Source organism: Agrobacterium larrymoorei (assembly GCF_005145045.1).
Taxonomy (GTDB): Bacteria; Pseudomonadota; Alphaproteobacteria; order Rhizobiales; family Rhizobiaceae; genus Agrobacterium; species Agrobacterium larrymoorei.
The window spans coordinates 227,581-242,531 of the sequence record NZ_CP039693.1; the positions used below are offsets into that span (position 1 = coordinate 227,581).

At 56.6% G+C, this 14,951-nt stretch carries 16 protein-coding genes; 6 read left to right on the forward strand and 10 right to left on the reverse strand.

From position 1 onward, the window contains the following. Positions 1–15: 15 nt before the first annotated feature. Complete coding sequence (locus CFBP5473_RS22190; protein WP_027674855.1) at positions 16–1,032, reverse strand: NADP-dependent oxidoreductase; 1,017 nt, start codon at positions 1,030–1,032, stop codon at positions 16–18. An 87-nt stretch (positions 1,033–1,119) separates the two neighbouring features. On the opposite strand from CFBP5473_RS22190, the gene CFBP5473_RS22195 reads away from it, so the two are divergent. From CFBP5473_RS22195 to CFBP5473_RS22205, 3 genes are all read left to right on the forward strand, one after another. Next, positions 1,120–2,022: a LysR family transcriptional regulator gene (locus tag CFBP5473_RS22195; RefSeq protein WP_027674856.1), complete on the forward strand. Its 903-nt coding sequence runs from the start codon at positions 1,120–1,122 to the stop codon at positions 2,020–2,022. Positions 2,023–2,086: 64 nt separating this feature from the next. After that, positions 2,087–2,719: a hypothetical protein gene (locus tag CFBP5473_RS22200; RefSeq protein ID WP_027674857.1), complete on the forward strand. Its 633-nt coding sequence runs from the start codon at positions 2,087–2,089 to the stop codon at positions 2,717–2,719. Between the two features lie 103 nt (positions 2,720–2,822). Continuing rightward, a complete protein-coding gene (locus CFBP5473_RS22205) occupies positions 2,823–3,119 on the forward strand; it encodes a PRC-barrel domain-containing protein (protein ID WP_027674858.1) in 297 nt (98 codons plus the stop codon). Between the two features lie 57 nt (positions 3,120–3,176). Here the strand turns inward: CFBP5473_RS22205 and CFBP5473_RS22210 are convergent, their stop codons facing one another. Next, positions 3,177–3,974, reverse strand: coding sequence for an alpha/beta hydrolase (locus CFBP5473_RS22210; protein WP_234881892.1), 798 nt, complete (start codon positions 3,972–3,974; stop codon positions 3,177–3,179). Between the two features lie 184 nt (positions 3,975–4,158). On the opposite strand from CFBP5473_RS22210, the gene budC reads away from it, so the two are divergent. Then, complete coding sequence (gene budC, locus CFBP5473_RS22215) at positions 4,159–4,920, forward strand: meso-2,3-butanediol dehydrogenase (protein ID WP_027674860.1); 762 nt, start codon at positions 4,159–4,161, stop codon at positions 4,918–4,920. A 47-nt stretch (positions 4,921–4,967) separates the two neighbouring features. Here the strand turns inward: budC and CFBP5473_RS22220 are convergent, their stop codons facing one another. From CFBP5473_RS22220 to CFBP5473_RS22230, 3 genes are read right to left on the reverse strand one after another with little or no spacing between them, the layout of a single operon-like run. Next, entirely contained in the window at positions 4,968–5,192 is a 225-nt protein-coding gene (locus CFBP5473_RS22220; protein WP_027674861.1) for a hypothetical protein, read from the reverse strand. Beyond that, positions 5,189–5,989 carry an exodeoxyribonuclease III gene (xth, locus tag CFBP5473_RS22225; protein ID WP_027674862.1) on the reverse strand — a complete coding sequence of 267 codons (801 nt, stop codon included), beginning with the start codon at positions 5,987–5,989 and terminating at the stop codon, positions 5,189–5,191. Before xth ends, CFBP5473_RS22220 begins: the two co-directional genes overlap by 4 nt. An 8-nt stretch (positions 5,990–5,997) precedes the next feature. Then, entirely contained in the window at positions 5,998–6,174 is a 177-nt protein-coding gene (locus CFBP5473_RS22230) for a hypothetical protein (RefSeq protein WP_106389368.1), read from the reverse strand. A 202-nt stretch (positions 6,175–6,376) separates the two neighbouring features. Here CFBP5473_RS22230 and ku (CFBP5473_RS22235) point away from each other — a divergent pair, with 202 nt between their 5' ends. Beyond that, positions 6,377–7,273, forward strand: a complete 897-nt coding sequence (ku, locus tag CFBP5473_RS22235) for a non-homologous end joining protein Ku (protein WP_027674863.1) — start codon at positions 6,377–6,379, stop codon at positions 7,271–7,273. Between the two features lie 12 nt (positions 7,274–7,285). Beyond that, entirely contained in the window at positions 7,286–8,095 is an 810-nt protein-coding gene (gene ku, locus CFBP5473_RS22240; RefSeq protein WP_027674864.1) for a non-homologous end joining protein Ku, read from the forward strand. Between the two features lie 6 nt (positions 8,096–8,101). Here ku (CFBP5473_RS22240) and ligD read toward each other — a convergent pair whose 3' ends face one another. The 5 genes from ligD to CFBP5473_RS22265 form a co-directional block, all read right to left on the reverse strand. After that, positions 8,102–10,774: a DNA ligase D gene (gene ligD / locus CFBP5473_RS22245; RefSeq protein WP_027674865.1), complete on the reverse strand. Its 2,673-nt coding sequence runs from the start codon at positions 10,772–10,774 to the stop codon at positions 8,102–8,104. Positions 10,775–10,808: 34 nt separating this feature from the next. After that, complete coding sequence (locus CFBP5473_RS22250; protein ID WP_027674866.1) at positions 10,809–11,027, reverse strand: hypothetical protein; 219 nt, start codon at positions 11,025–11,027, stop codon at positions 10,809–10,811. 138 nt (positions 11,028–11,165) lie between these two features. Then, positions 11,166–11,717 (reverse strand): DUF4142 domain-containing protein, encoded by a 552-nt coding sequence (locus tag CFBP5473_RS22255; RefSeq protein ID WP_051441227.1) that lies wholly within the window; start codon positions 11,715–11,717, stop codon positions 11,166–11,168. A 17-nt stretch (positions 11,718–11,734) separates the two neighbouring features. Further along, the gene (locus CFBP5473_RS22260; RefSeq protein ID WP_084631573.1) at positions 11,735–12,835 is read right to left on the reverse strand and encodes an alpha/beta hydrolase; all 1,101 of its coding nucleotides are present in this window, start codon (positions 12,833–12,835) and stop codon (positions 11,735–11,737) included. Between the two features lie 30 nt (positions 12,836–12,865). Continuing rightward, positions 12,866–14,659, reverse strand: a complete 1,794-nt coding sequence (locus tag CFBP5473_RS22265) for a YbhB/YbcL family Raf kinase inhibitor-like protein (protein WP_037170873.1) — start codon at positions 14,657–14,659, stop codon at positions 12,866–12,868. Positions 14,660–14,951 lie beyond the last annotated feature (292 nt).

The following is a 14,951-nucleotide window of genomic DNA, read 5'->3' on the forward strand; positions in this document are numbered from 1 at the left end:
CCGGGACTCACGCCTTCAAGCGTTGACGAGGACGACCTTACCTTGCATGCTTCCCTTGGATGCACGCTCGTGGGCAGCGGCTGCGTTAGCCATTGTGAACGTGCTGTCGATCACAACGCGGATAGTACCATCATCGAGCAGGCGACCTGCTTTCGCCAGTTGCGCACCGTTGGAACGGACCTGCGTCGTTGAAACGGTGATCCCGCGTCGTTGCGCCTCTTCGTGGCCAGAGAAACCGAGAGGATTGACCAGATATAACGCGCCGCCCGTTTTGATAACGTCTAGGATCCGCTCCATCTTGGAGCCGCCAACCGCGTCTATCACCAAATCAACCTTCTGCGTCACTGTCTCGGCTGACTGCCTGATGTAGTCAATGAACGTATCTGCGCCGAGATCGGACAGAAGGCTTTCGTGCCGTCCCGAAGCAACTGCAATTACGCGTGCACCCTTCGATTTAGCCAACTGAACAATCAGGTGACCGACACCACCGGCAGCACCATTGACGAGAACTGTTTTTCCCTGAAGCGGAATCGGTGCATGCTTGAATGCCTGGAAAGGGTTCGGTTCGTCGTGGCCGAGCTCCACGAGAAACTGCCATGCCGTCAACAGTGACATTGGAGCAGCAGCGGCCTGCGTGTGTTCTATACCTGCCGGTTTCAGCGCGAGATCCGAGGCCGGGGCTTTGACGTATTCCGCATAGGCGTTGCTGCCGCTCATGAGGTCGTGGGGAAACCGCACCATGCCATATACCTCGTCGCCGACGCCAAACTCCAGCACGTCATCCCCGACTTCGGCAACGATGCCGGGAATATTTGTGCCCAGGATCAACGGAAAGACTGGGCTGGGGCGCCACTCAGGCGGGAGCGAACGATAGCCGTCCCGTAGATAGAGATCAGGCGGATTGAGGCCTGCAGCATGTACCCGGACAAGGACGTCTCCCTTTGCGATAACGGGTCGCGGAGCATCTTCGTAACGCAGAACATCTGGGCCACCAAATTCATGCAGGCGGACTACTTTCATCATCTCAGTTATTTCAAACTCGTTCCAATTGTTCGTGCACCACATGTACGAACTTCCGATGAGATTGATAATGACGCTCCATTTCGCTCTAATAGTGCCATGAAGCAACGAATTGGAATCGATAGGTTGACCGGCTTGATCGCCTTTGCGCGAGCCGGATCGCTGGGCAGCTATACGGCGGGAGCGCGGTCGCTTGCGATCTCGCCGTCAGCGGTGAGTAAAAGCGTCCAGCGACTGGAAAGCCACCTTGGCGTTTCGCTGTTCACCCGAACGACGCGATCTCTCACTCTTACCAATGAAGGCCGTGACCTGCATGAGCGCGCACTACGGCTGTTGCGGGATGCCGAAGACATTGAGCAGGCAGCAAAGTTCGCGCGTTCCGAACCCGCGGGAACGTTGCGCATTGCCGCTTCCCTGCCGATTGGTCTGCATGTCATTGCACCTGTGTTGCCCCGGTTTCGCCAACGTCATCCGAAAGTTTCGATCGATCTCAGACTGAATGATCAGAGGGTGGACCTTATTGAGGAGGGTATAGATCTGGCTGTTCGCATCGGGGATCTTCCCGACTCACAGCTTCGATCACGGAAACTTTCGCCGCATCTGCTTTGCTGCTACGCTTCCCCGGAGTATCTGGCTACGAATGGCGCGCCTACCCACCCCGATCATCTTCAGCAGCACCAGACGGTCAACCTGCGCTATCAGAGCAGCGGGCAGTTATTTCGGTGGCCATTCCAACTCAACGAGCGAGAAATCGAGATCTTGCCGTCGTCCGCAATCATCGTTGATGCGAGCGAGGCTGTCATAGCAACGATCGCAGCGGGAGCGGGAATAGGAATGGCTACGAGCTTCATGGCGGCTCCATGGGTCAATCGTGGCCAACTGGTCCGCGTACTTTTTAATTTTGCCGTGGAGCGTCACAACATAACAGCAGTCTGGCCGGAAAGCCGCCGAACTAACCCTGCCGTACGAGCCTTCTTAAGCATCCTTACGGAAGCACTATGACTTTACGTCGATAGCCTTCGACGTGCTCGTTTACGTGAATGCACTGGAACACCATCTCTGCAGAATGCCAAAGCAAGACAAAAGTGACATTAAACTCGTCAGGACATGGACGCTGCCAGCCACTGTAACAATGGGGTCGGCGGTCCGCGCGAAAGGCGTATTGCAGGAAATACAGGCAAGGCTGCCCACCATTTCGAAAAAATCCATCTCTCTTGAAGGAGTTGATCTTACGCTTGCGATGGCAGCCAGCGAAAAGACCACCTTCAACGCTGCTGCGGCCATTGCTTCCAAGGTCGTCGCCGAAGCCGTCGCTCTTCCGGTCATCCCACGCGAAATCGAGGACGTCCTGGCGATCAAAACCAGTGAGCGGCACCGTTGGCTTGCCGACGGTCGTCTGCCAAGCGCGGGCACGAGAACCGTCAGACTGAACGGACGCGCCCGCCAGATCACCTTCCATGTCTTCGACCCCAGGGTGGTGGAAGAGCTTCTCGATACGGGCGTCGTCGAAGAATGGCGCGTGGAGGAAGCAGAGGCGAAGGCCGAAAAGAAACAGCAGGCGGCCTATCAGGCGAAGCTGACGCGCTCGCTCAAGAAGCAGTCCGCAAAGCGATCCAAGAGGGCAAAGGATAGCTCCGAGGATTCAACCCTAAAGCTTGGCGGCTGGGAGGAATTCGACATCGACGGACTGCTTCATTAAACGCGCCTTATAAGACGACTGCGCGAAGTCCATATGCTCAATCTCAATGGGGAACCTGTGGCGTCTGATCCCGTTACCTTGTCATCCAACAAGGAGGAAAAAAATGGATCACACAAACCACGTTCGCTTGTCGACAACGGAATTGACACCAGAAATTCTTGAAGGTGCGACTGTCTACGGCGCTGATGACCACAAAATCGGAAAAGTTGACCATGTTCACGCAGGGGCTGCAGGCGGCCAGGTCATCATAGATGTCGGCGGTTTTCTTGGAATTGGCGCGAAACCAGTAGCAGTCGCCTTAAGCGATCTGGACTTCATGCGCGACGAAGACGGCGACGTCCATGCTGTGACATCCTGGACAAAAGATCAGTTGAAAGACATGCCGGAACATCATCACTGAGGTAGACAGGGCCCGGTCTCAGTGTCGGGCCTTACCTCCGCTACTACTCGTCCTCCCCTATTCAAAGCCTTCAAGAAGGAAGTTGACGGCGTCCCTCGCTTCCTCGGATGAAATCGTGTGACCAACCCCAGGGTAGATCTTAGACCTTACAGTAAAGCCTGCCGATTCCAATTGGCTCGCCGCGACCGCCATTGCCGCAGGAGGGATGGTCTTGTCCGCGGAACCATGCATCATCAAAATGTCCGTTTGTGTCGATGACGACGTCGGTGGAAGAGGCAACAATCCAGCGAAGGTGACGACTGCGCCCACCTTCCAGCGACCCGAAGCCACTCCATCCAGCGCCATTATCGCGCCCTGTGAAACTCCGACGAAGGCCACCCGATCCAAGGCTGCTTCGAACCCTTCACGTTTAATAATATCAGATACTACTCCGTCAAAGGCGCGACGCGCAGCATCAATGCGCTCGGGGCGCATGACCTGGTCGTCGACTGCAAACCACTGACGTCCACCTGACCTATGTGGAAAAGGTGCGTCTGGCGCAGCAAACACTGTGTCCGGGAGCGTCGCCTCCCAGGAGTTTCCGGTCGCTTCCATCACAGATCCTCGCCCGCGGATGCCGTGAAACAGAATGACCAGTTGATGCGAACGCGTGACTTCTTTTCGCTTGGCGGCAACTTCGGGCGAGCGATCAGCCTGCGCTACTTGCAGAGGGTTGAAGCAATAGTCGACCTTGGGAGACACCATTGTAGATTCTCTGTCGGCCGCCATCACTTCATCCGGCCTCGCGAAAACGTAGATGGCACCAACGAGCAGAATGAAGAGAAAGACGAGGGTTGCGAGATGTGACGGTGTCATGGGACTTTCCTGTTGCATGTCCTCAACCTTTCCTCGGAACGTTCGTTCCGCGTCACAAACAGTCTGATACTGACAATTGCGTTATTGCCCTTGTCCGCTCAAAACGCATGAGTCTCGTGCTTGGAACATCCTTGCCTATCTCCCGTTCAGACTTGAACAGCATTGCATACTCAAGGAGATTTCGATGCAGCGGTTTGCAGACAAGGTCGTCGTCGTGACTGGCGCGGGCTCCGGCATAGGCAAGGCGACGGCGGAGCGTTTTCTTAGTGAAGGTGCGATGGTGACACTCGTGGGTCGCACCAAGTCCAAGCTGGACAACGTCGCGAACCCCCACCCTGCCGATCGGGTTCTCGTTGCCGAGGCCGACATTTCGAACGAAGGTGAGGTAAATGACCTAATTTCCCGCACCGTCGAAAAGTTCGGACGCCTTGACGTTCTTGTCAATAATGCTGGTGTCGTGGCTCAGGGCAACGTCGGCACCCTCACAACGGATGATTGGCGGACAGTGATGGCGACGGATGTCGATGGCGTCTTCTACGCGAGCCGTGCGGCGATCCCGCATCTGAAGTCATCGCGGGGCTCCATCATCAACGTCAGCTCGGTATCCGGCACAGGTGGGGATTGGGTAATGGCAGCCTACAACGCCGCCAAGGGTGCAGTGACCAATCTCACGCGGGCTATGGCCATGGACCATGGTAAGGACGGCATCAGGGTCAACGCAGTGTGCCCGAGCCTCACGCGAACAGGCATGACCGAGGATATGATGGACGACGACAAGCTGATTTCGAAGTTCAACGAACGCTTCGCGCTCAAGGGGCCAGGCGAGCCTGAAGACGTCGCAGCCGTTATAGCATTCCTCGCAAGCGAAGACGCCCGGTTCGTGACTGGGGTCAATCTACCCGTGGACGGCGGGATGTCTGCGTCAAACGGACAGCCGCCCCAGTGATTATCGAACGGCCCCTGATGGAATGTCCCGAGGGGCCGAGATACTCTTTATTCGACAGGTCGTTTATCTTCGGCCGCGGGCCAGTCATTGGCAGGCTCATCAATCACTCCATCATCTGCCGGATCTGGATCTTGCTCGTGAGCCATCAACAGGCCGTTGACCTCCACGACGATCATGCTGCAGGCGTCCTCGTATTTGATCCCCTTCACCACGAGACCATCAACCAGCTCCTCGAGCTTGACGCGAACCTCACGTTTTAAATCATCGGTCATTTCTCTCTCCTTTGTTTAGCGGTCTTACCAGTCAGTTCAATCCAGACAGGCGCATGATCGCTGGTGTGATCCCAGCCACGTACATGCTTGTCGACTTGGGCTATCAAGAGTTTCTCGGCGAGGTCCGGACTCAGCAGGAAATGGTCAATCCGAAGGCCAGCGTCGCGCGCGAACGCGTTCCGAAAATATGCCCAGAAAGTGTAGATGCGCTCGTCCGAATGGAGGTGCCGGACTGCGTCTATCCAGCCTTGCGCCACCAGGTCCGCATAGGCTTTCTTCACTTCGGGCCGGAACAGCGCATCGTCGATCCAACGCTCGGGTTTGTAGACATCGAGATCGGTCGGCATGACGTTGAAGTCGCCGATGAGCGCGACGGGCACACCGAGCTCCAAGAGTTCGGCCGCGTAGGAATGCAGTCGCTGAAACCACTCCAGCTTGTACCGGAACTTTGGTCCTGAGACCGGATTGCCGTTCGGCAGGTACAGGCAGCCGACGACTATGCCGTCAATGACTGCCTCAATGTAACGACTCTGATCGTCATCCTGACCGCCGCGCAGCCCGCGTCGCGTTTCCAGCGGCTTCTGACCTCTCGCGAGGATCGCGACGCCGTTCCAGGATTTCTGGCCATGCCATATCGCTCCATAGCCGGAGCGCTCTAATTCCTTACGGGGAAACTTGTTGGAAGGTGCTTTCAGCTCTTGAAGACAGACGATGTCGGGTGTCACCTCGTCCAACCAACGAAGGAGGATGTCGAGGCGCCCATTAATGCCGTTGACGTTAAACGTGGCGATCTTCACTGAAGCGGTCAGCGTTTGCGATCGCCCTTGTCGCCCTCGCCCGATTTCGTATCGTGCTTCGCATCATGGCGGGCGTCGGCTGAAAGTGAGCGGGAAACGTCGACGCTCTCCTTGAATTTCCCACCCTCGTCGCGGCGGACATAACGCTTGTCGGTTCCGGTATCGATCAATTCTCGCTTGGTCATAACAGACCTCCCTTTGGATTGAGTTACGGAGGCAAACGCGCTGCGTGCGGGAAAGATGCATTCGAATCAGCACCATAGAAGAGACTCGCATAACGGGCGCTCGCACCTGGCTAAGTCATTGAAAAACGATTCATTTTGCCAGGAACGATTCGCATGCTGATTCGGTTTGAATCTCATCGGTTGTGTCAGGAGTACGCGTGTCATGGGTTCCCCGAGAGCAAACTGGAAAGGATTCATCAAATTCGGCGAGGTGTCGTGCGCCGTTGCACTCTACACGGCGGCGTCAGCCTCGGAGCGCATCGCCTTCAACACACTCAACAGGGCGACCGGAAACCGGGTCAGGCGAGAGTTCATAGATGGCGAGACAGGAGAGCCAGTTGAAAAGGGCGATCAGGTCAAAGGCTACGAGACGGAAAATGGCCATTACATCGTCCTCGAACCGGAGGAAGTCGCGGCCGCAGTCCCTGACAGCGATAAGACACTCACGATCGAATCGTTCATTCCCTGCTCCGACATCGACACCGTGTACTTCGACAAGCCCTACTATCTGACGCCGGACAAGATGGGCACGGAGGCTTACGTCCTGCTGCGAGAAGGCATGAAGAGGGCCAAGGTCGCGGCAATAGCGCACACGGTCCTGTTTCGCCGTCTGCGCACAGTCCTCATTCGACCACATGGCAAGGGCCTCATCGCTTCCACTCTCAACTTCGACTACGAGGTTCGGTCATCGCAGGAGGCCTTCGAGGATCAGCCGGACATCAAGAGCGATCCGGAACTGCTCGAGATTGCGGAGCTGATCATCGACAAGAAGAAGGGCACTTTCGACGCCAGCACCTTTGACGACAGATATGAGGACGCTGTGACGGAACTCGTCAAAGCCAAGATCGAAGGCCGTTCGCTGCCAAAGAAGAAGGCTTCCCCTGCTGCGAAGGCCGTCGATCTGCTGCAGGCGTTGCGCGAAAGTGCGGGCCTCGGTGCCAAGAAGACCAGATCTAGTCGAACCGCAGCCAACGCCAATGCAAGCGCAAGCCGTTCAAGAACCAAGAAAGCTGCCGGCAAGGCAAAGCCCCCCCCGGCACCCAGCCGCCGCGCAGGCTAACAGGAGAACCACATGGCTGTTCGCCCTTATTGGAAAGGCCACCTGAAACTTTCCCTTGTCAACTGCGCCGTCCAGATGATGCCGGCGACGTCGGAGAGCGAGAAGGTTCGCTTCCACACTCTGAACCGTGCCACCCAGAACCGGGTGGTCAGCCACTATGTAGATTCCGTCACGGGCAAGGACGTGAAAGAGGAGAACGAGGTCAAGGGTTATGCGCGCGGCGAAAACGACTACATCATCCTTGAACATGACGAGCTAGAGAATGTCGCCCTGGACAGCACCTGCACAATCGACATAACGACCTTCACGCAACGAGACACGATCGAGTGGATTTGGCTCGATACCCCCTACTACCTGTCTCCGAGCGAAAAAGTGGCACAGGAGGCTTTCGCCGTGATCCGCGACGCCATGGCTTCGCAAGGTATGGTCGGTATTTCCCGACTGGTAATCTCGCGCCGGGAACGCGCCGTCATGCTCGAACCTCGCGGCAAGGGAATAGTCCTGTGGACGCTGCGTTATGGCGATGAGGTACGTGACGAAGACAGCTACTTTGACAGTATCGCCGATGAGAAACCAGACGCCGACATGATGCCTCTCATTCAGAAGCTCATCAAAAAGCAGACGAAGCCTTGGGACGCGAAGATGGTCATAGATCCTGTCCAGGATCGTCTGCTCGACATCATCAAGGCGAAGAAGAAACAGCAGAAAAAGCCGACTCGTGCCAAGGCAAAGGTGCCTTCGTCGCCTTCCAAACCAAGCAATGTCATCAACATCATGGACGCACTGAAGAAGTCGGTCGCCGCAGAAACACGGGCAAAATAGGTTGCGTCAGGCAGATGCCTTCCGAGCTTTGTTCAGCCGCTTGATAGCTTGCTCCAGCGAGCGGTGGCCCTCATTGTAGTCCTGCCAGGCCGTGCTCTTTTTCAGTAGGTCCGGAACTGTCCTGACGGTAAAGCGCGTTGGATCGAGGTCAACCCTCACCTGCGTCCAGTTCAAAGGCATCGACACCGTCGCACCAGCACGTGCTCGTGGAGATAGAGGCGCGACCGCCGTCGCCATGCGGTCATTGCGCAAGTAGTCGAGGAATATCCGCCCTTCCCGTTGGTTCTTCGCCATCTTGATGAGGTACTGATCCGGGTTATCCCGCGCCATATCCTGACAAACGTCATGCGCAAAGCCTTTAGCCTCGTCCCAACTCAGCTTCTTACCTCGACTTGCGGCGAGTGGCGTCACGACGTGCAGTCCCTTGCCGCCTGTCGTCTTGCAGAAACTGACAAGACCCAGTTCTTCCAGCCTGTCGCGTATCTCACGCGCGGCGTCCACGACTGCTGAAAACTCGACATTCGGGCCGGGGTCGAGGTCTAATACCAACCTTCCCGGAACTTCCGGCTGATCGGGCAAGCAGTTCCACGGGTGAAGTTCGATCCCGCCAATCTGGGCGATGGCGGCAAGTCCTTCGACGCGATCGACCTGGAGATAGGGCTTCTTGTCGCCAAAGACCGTCACGAGTTCCAGAAGGTTCGACGTTCCAGCCATGGCATGGCGCTGGAAGAACTGCTCGCCACCAATGCCATCAGGACAACGAAGGATCGAGCATGGCCGACCTTTGATATGATCGATCATCCACGCTCCAACAGCTTCATGGTACTGAGCAAGATCGACCTTGGTCACAGGTTTTTTGTCACCCGCGTCCGGCCAGAGCGCCTTGTCGGGGCTCGAGATCATGACGCCCATGACCTCTTCCTTTGCGCCCTTCCGAGAGCGTCTAGCTGGGGGCGTTTTGGTCTCAGGATCCGGGACATCCGCGTCCGCTGGTACTGCAGGCTCTTCGGCTTCCACCTCTTCGGCAGGCTTATCCTCACGCAAGCCCTTGAACGCACCCTGACGAACCTGACCATCTGCGGTCCATCCGGCGAACTCAATCTCGGCGACAAGCTCGGGTTTTAGCCAGACGATATCCTCCGTTTTCTTCGGCGCACCAATCCCCGTAAACGGAGATTTCGAGGTCTCCATCTCCTGAAGTTTCGGCAGAAGTTGTTGGACCGTCTTGGTGCCGTAGCCTGTCCCGACACGACCAACGTAAACGAAGTGCTTTCCGCTGAAGACGCCGACAAGCAGTGAGCGGAATTTCCCATTGGTCTTGGCATAGCCGCCGATGACAACCTCATGGCCCGCGCGACATTTGGATTTCGCCCACGTCTTCGTCCGACCGGAGACGTAATGAGCATCGGCCTCCTTGGAGACGATGCCCTCGAGCGACAGCTTGCAGGCCGACTTCAAGACGGCGTCGCCACCGGTTTCGAAATGCTCGACGAACCGCAAGCGGGGATCGTCGCCCGCATCGGCCATCAGGGTTTCCAGACGGGATTTGCGTTCCGTCAACGGAAGCTCCCTTAAATCCTCGTCACCCTCGAACAGCAGATCAAATGCAAAGTAGACAAGGTCGTTCGTCGCTCCTTCGGAGAGCGCTGCCTGGAGCGCCGCGAAATCGGGCGCGCCCTGCTCATCGAGCGCGCAGATCTCGCCATCAATGATGCATTCAGGTAGCGCCGACGCCGCCTCTGCAATCGCCGGCCACTTCGACGTCCAATCCAGTCCCTTGCGGGTCTTCAACGCGACCTCGCCACCGGCGACGCGCATCTGGACCCGGTAGCCGTCGAACTTGATCTCGTGGATCCAGCCTTTGCCAGACGGTGGACGTGTCAGGCTCTCACAAAGCTGCGGCGCGATGAAGCTAGGCATCGCCGATTTGGAGCTTGAGGACTTGGCAGCCTTTGTCCGAGCCGTCCTAGGCTTCGCCAGGCTTTTCGTACCTGCCTTGCGCTCCTCGGCGGCGAACCCTTCGTTGCTGTCCCACACCGCGTCTGCCTTGACCGTGTCGCCCTTCGTCATGAAAGGCTTAGGCTTCTTGCCCTTGCCAGCAGCGATTGCCTCCATGGTCCGGCCGGAAGCGACGGAGGTCTGATTGTCTTCCAAAATGGCGGCGCCATTCTCGTCGACAGAGTAATCGTCGCGGTGCTTGATCAGCAGCCAGTTCGTCCGCTTGCCGCCGTCGCGGTCGTTGCGCATCCGCACCAGAACGAAGCTTCCATTAAGGCGCTCACCTTGCAATGTGAACTTGAAGTCGCCTTTCGCCAGTGCCTGCTCGGGCGTCTTGTTGCCCTCCGGTTCCCAGTAGCCTCGATCCCACAGCATTACGGTACCGCCGCCATACTGACCCTTCGGTATCGTGCCCTCGAAGTCGCCGTAGTCCAAAGGGTGATCCTCGACCTCGACGGCAAGCCGCTTGTCTCCCGGATCGAGAGATGGGCCTTTTGTCACCGCCCAGGACTTGAACACGCCATCGAGCTCGATGCGGAGATCGTAATGGAGGCGGGTCGCGTCGTGCTTCTGGATAACAAAACGGCGCCGGTTCGACGCCTTGACCTCGATCTCTCCACTGGGCTCGCGCGTTTGCTTGAAATCGCGTTTGGATCGGTACTTACTCAGATTGTCTGTCAACGCATCAACTCCCGAGGAGAAAGCCAGGTTACCCTCAGACAGCACCCGAAACACGAATGGCGCCGGCATCACCGACATCACCTTGGACCAAGGGAAACTTGTCAGACGATGGCAGACACTTGGGACGTGACGGATTAAAAAGGCTATCTGGGCGAAAAATTCCCTGCTGCTGGATAAGATATTCGACCGCCAGATCGGCAGAGGCGCGGCTTTCGACCATTGCTCGGATCGTGGCCGTTCCGTCATCGATCATGCTTATCTCCTCATAGTGAAGTCTCAAAGACCAAAACCATCTGCTGCAGCAATAGTTTCCAGAAATCTGCCTTCGATGGTTCGCTAGGCCATCGAAGGCAAAAACCAAGAGAGCTAATAAAGATGGGCCCAGGAGATCCTAATGTTTGGCGACGAGCATTTTCACATGCGACAGATGCTTCTCCAGGCTCGGCAATGTCTCCTTCGCAAAGCCTACGACCGTCTGATCGTCGCCAGATTCTGCGTAGGTCCGGAAGAGTGCAATCGCCTCCAGATGTGCTTGGACCTGCATATCGAGATAAAGCGTGTCAAAATCTTTTCCCTTTGCGGCCTGCAACTGATCCAGCATTTTTTGGTGCTTGGGCGAAAGGACGATTGGAGAAGACAGTGGCTCGCCCTTTTTCTCCAGGATTCCCTTCAGCTTCTCACCAGCTTTCTGATGATCGGCGATGATCATTTTTGCCGCATCCTTGATGTCGGCGGACGCCGCATTCTGCAAAGCCAGCTCGCTGGACTTTATTTCAAACTCGTTGGCGCTTGATACGACGCTCACAAAGGTTGGCCGGTCCATGACCATCATGGGTGCAGCATCTCCAGCAGGCTTGGGCTTCTGTTCCTGCGCTATCAGCGGCTGTGACAGCAAAGCGACGGATAATGCCAGGTAGGATAGGTTCGAGAATTTCATCGTCATAGTCCTTTCTCAGGCGGTCACTTTGCTTCGGAAAATGCTTTTGCGAGGTCGGCATTGGCAGCATCGACAGCTTCCTTCGCCTTATCCACAACCTTGGCCATCCCGAAAAACTCGTGGGTTACGCCTTCATAATTGAGAGCATTTACCTCCACGCCAGCCGCCTTCAGCTTTTCCGCGTAAGCCTGACCTTCGGAGCGGAGCGGATCAATCTGGGCGGTGATGACAGTTGCGGATGGCAGTCCTTCAAGATCGTCGCGACCGACAAGGTTGATCCGCGGATCTGCGGTCTCGTCTTTTGACTTGAACACATGCGAGACGAACCATTCCATATCCGCCTTGCCCAGTGGCGCCGCGTTGGCATTTTCCTGATAGGATGGAGTGTTCATGTCGTTGCCCGCAATGGGATAGACCAGCAACTGGTGCACCGGTATTGTGGTCTTCTTTTCTTTCGCCATCAAAGCAACGTTTGCCGCCAAATTGGCACCAGCGCTTTCACCTGCAACGGCAATTCTCTTTGCGTCGCCATTCAAAGTATGAATGTTTTCAACCGTCCAGGTGTAGGCAGCCCAGGCATCGTCATGCTGCGCCGGGAATTTGCTTTCTGGCGCATGATGATAATCGGAAGAGACAACGATGGCCTTCGAACCGAGCGCAAGCGCCCTCGGCGTCGCATCATATGTATTTATGTCTGCCACAACCCATCCGCCGCCGTGGAAGTATAGCACTACTGGGAAAGGCCCCTTGCCTTCCGGAATATAGACGCGCGCTGGCAATGCTCCCGCTGCAGTTGGTATGGCGATATCTTTCGTTGCGACACCCGCCTCTGGCATCGGCGAAATCTTCTTATCTCGCTGAACTGTGCGCGCGGCGTCGGCAGCACTCGCCTGCATCCGCGCTTCCGGCACGGTCAGTCCCGAAAACGGCTTGGCATCTAGGCCTTTCAGGGCATCCAGAACAGCCTGCATCTGGGCATCAGGCTTTGCCTGTTCCGTCTGCTGAGGCTCCTGAGCCGTTTGGGAAGGGGGTGAGGCTGTCTGTTCGGCCCAGACAGATGCTGAGGACGAAAACAGTAGCGCCGCGACACTTGCGACACCGAAAGTAGAACGTAAGATTGACATGAGGTTTCCTTTGAACCAGATTTCTAGTCGTTATTGCTTGGGTGGCTCGATCTTCTGCTGGTAGGTTCCGACGATCTCACCTTTTGCGATTACGTGGCCGGAGATCGCAGACAAGAGCGCATCGCGGTCCGACGTCGGTGGAAGATCGATCATGGAATCGAGTGCAACAACCTGGATGTGATAGTGGTGCGGCTTGTCGCCCGGAGGTGGCTTCGGTCCGAAATAGCCGTGCGTTCCAGATGTGTTCCGACCCTGTAACACACCTTCCGGCTCTACCAGGCGAAGCTGCTCCTGCAGCCCTTCTGGCAGTGTCGTCACGGTGGCGGGAATATTCCAGGCCAGCCAATGAACGAAAGGCTTGAGCGGTGAAGAGTCCGGGTCTTCCATCATGATGGCGTAGGACGCGGCCTTAGGCACCGCGCTCCATTTGAGCGCTGGCGAAACGCCGTCGGCATATTCGCTATACTTCGCTGGGATCGCTTGGCTATCCGAGAACGCTTCGGTGGAAACTGTGATTTTGCCTTGTGTCTCGGTCTCAGGTCGCTTCAAGGCCAACGGCACATCGGCCCCTTTTTTCGCCTGCGCTTCCATAACATCGGCAGGAGCCGTGGCTGCGGTGTCGGCTTTTTGGGCATCTCCGGTATAGGCAATCCGATAGATGACACCGTTGGCATCATCCGCCATCAGCAGCGAACCATCTTTGGCGACGGCAAGACCGACTGGGCGGGCGAAGTGAGTCTTGCCCCCATCCGTCAGGAAGCCGGTCAGGAATGGCTCGATGGTTTTGGGCTGCCCATTCTCAAAGTGAATGCGGACCACTTCGTAACCCGACGCGGGGTTGCGGTTCCATGATCCACGCATCGTCGCGAACGCATCGCCTGCGAATTCGGCTGGAAATGCTGAGCCGTGATAAAACTTCATCTGCATCGGAGCAGCATGAGCCGTGTATCCGAGCACCATCGGCTGGCTCTGGTTGCGCCACTGTTCCTTTGTCACACCCCCAACCGGCGTCGATTGTGGATAGATGTCACCGAATCCGAACACATGGGGCCAGCCATACTGTTTGCCCTGCTCGATTTTATTCAGCTCCTCGGCCTGAACCTCGTCGCCCATCAGGTCGATGCCGTGGTCCAAACCCCAGAGTTCGCCGGTCTGCGGCTGCCAATCGTAACCAATCGTGTTGCGCAGACCCGACGCAAAGATCGTCCGGCTCTTACCATCCGGCGTCGCGCGAATGATCGTCGCATTTTCCGGATTGCTTTCGTTACAGGCGTTACAGGTTGACCCGACGCTGATATACAGCATCCCGTCGGGGCCAAATGCCATGACGCGGTTTGGATGCTGTCCGGAATCCGGCAGATCGCCAATGATCATCTCAAGCTCGCCGAGAGTGCCGTCAGCTTGGATGTCGGCGACAAAGACCTCCTTCACAGTCACCAGGTAGAGCTTGTCGCCTTTGATTGCCAACCCGTGCGCCTGTGCACGAGAAGCGACCTGGATCGGTGCGCGATCTGCCTTGCCATCGCCGTCTTCATCTTTGAGAAGTAGCACATCACCCTCTTCTCGACGGCTGACATAGATGAATCCTTTGTCGGAGACCGCGATAATTCGGCTGTTGCCAAGACCCTGCGCGAAGGGCTGCACGGAAAAGCCTTCAGGGACCTTCAACTGTCCTATGCGCTCGCTCGTAACCGGCACCTTGTTGGGCTTAAAGACGTTAGTGGTGATCTGAACTTCAGTTCCGTCACCCTGTTGGGCGTAGGAAGTACTGCAAGCAAGAAGTGCTGCCACAATTGATGTGGCGCCGACAACACGGGATATCATCAAGTATTCCTCCAAAGAACTCGCACGCCGAACATCCGAGACTCTTCAAAGTTCCTATCTCTCGTTCTTCTCCGCGGATCCGCCGCGCGCGAGGCGACTGCGCGGACGTTCCGCAGATGCCGCATGTAAAGAAGAACCGCGAGCTTTTCCCGCAAAACTTCGGTGCGCTGATCGGGGCTGATGCTGCTGGTGAAGGCAACTTGCGAAAGCCACGGTTTTCCCAGTTGGAAGTTCTCAGAGGTTTCAGAACGCATTCTAGGTCGAAAGGAACGCAACGCTTGGATGGGCTAAG

What these genes read in the sequence shown, in the direction of transcription:
- CFBP5473_RS22195 (WP_027674856.1), top strand. Translation starts at nt 1,120, where the DNA reads ATGAAGCAACGAATTGGAATCGATAGGTTGACCGGCTTGATCGCCTTT.
- CFBP5473_RS22200 (WP_027674857.1), top strand. Translation starts at nt 2,087, where the DNA reads ATGCCAAAGCAAGACAAAAGTGACATTAAACTCGTCAGGACATGGACG.
- CFBP5473_RS22205 (WP_027674858.1), top strand. Translation starts at nt 2,823, where the DNA reads ATGGATCACACAAACCACGTTCGCTTGTCGACAACGGAATTGACACCA.
- CFBP5473_RS22210 (WP_234881892.1), bottom strand. Translation starts at nt 3,974, where the DNA reads ATGACACCGTCACATCTCGCAACCCTCGTCTTTCTCTTCATTCTGCTC.
- budC (WP_027674860.1), top strand. Translation starts at nt 4,159, where the DNA reads ATGCAGCGGTTTGCAGACAAGGTCGTCGTCGTGACTGGCGCGGGCTCC.
- CFBP5473_RS22220 (WP_027674861.1), bottom strand. Translation starts at nt 5,192, where the DNA reads ATGACCGATGATTTAAAACGTGAGGTTCGCGTCAAGCTCGAGGAGCTG.
- CFBP5473_RS22230 (WP_106389368.1), bottom strand. Translation starts at nt 6,174, where the DNA reads ATGACCAAGCGAGAATTGATCGATACCGGAACCGACAAGCGTTATGTC.
- ku (WP_027674863.1), top strand. Translation starts at nt 6,377, where the DNA reads ATGGGTTCCCCGAGAGCAAACTGGAAAGGATTCATCAAATTCGGCGAG.
- ku (WP_027674864.1), top strand. Translation starts at nt 7,286, where the DNA reads ATGGCTGTTCGCCCTTATTGGAAAGGCCACCTGAAACTTTCCCTTGTC.
- CFBP5473_RS22250 (WP_027674866.1), bottom strand. Translation starts at nt 11,027, where the DNA reads ATGATCGATGACGGAACGGCCACGATCCGAGCAATGGTCGAAAGCCGC.
- CFBP5473_RS22255 (WP_051441227.1), bottom strand. Translation starts at nt 11,717, where the DNA reads ATGACGATGAAATTCTCGAACCTATCCTACCTGGCATTATCCGTCGCT.
- CFBP5473_RS22260 (WP_084631573.1), bottom strand. Translation starts at nt 12,835, where the DNA reads ATGTCAATCTTACGTTCTACTTTCGGTGTCGCAAGTGTCGCGGCGCTA.
- CFBP5473_RS22265 (WP_037170873.1), bottom strand. Translation starts at nt 14,659, where the DNA reads ATGATATCCCGTGTTGTCGGCGCCACATCAATTGTGGCAGCACTTCTT.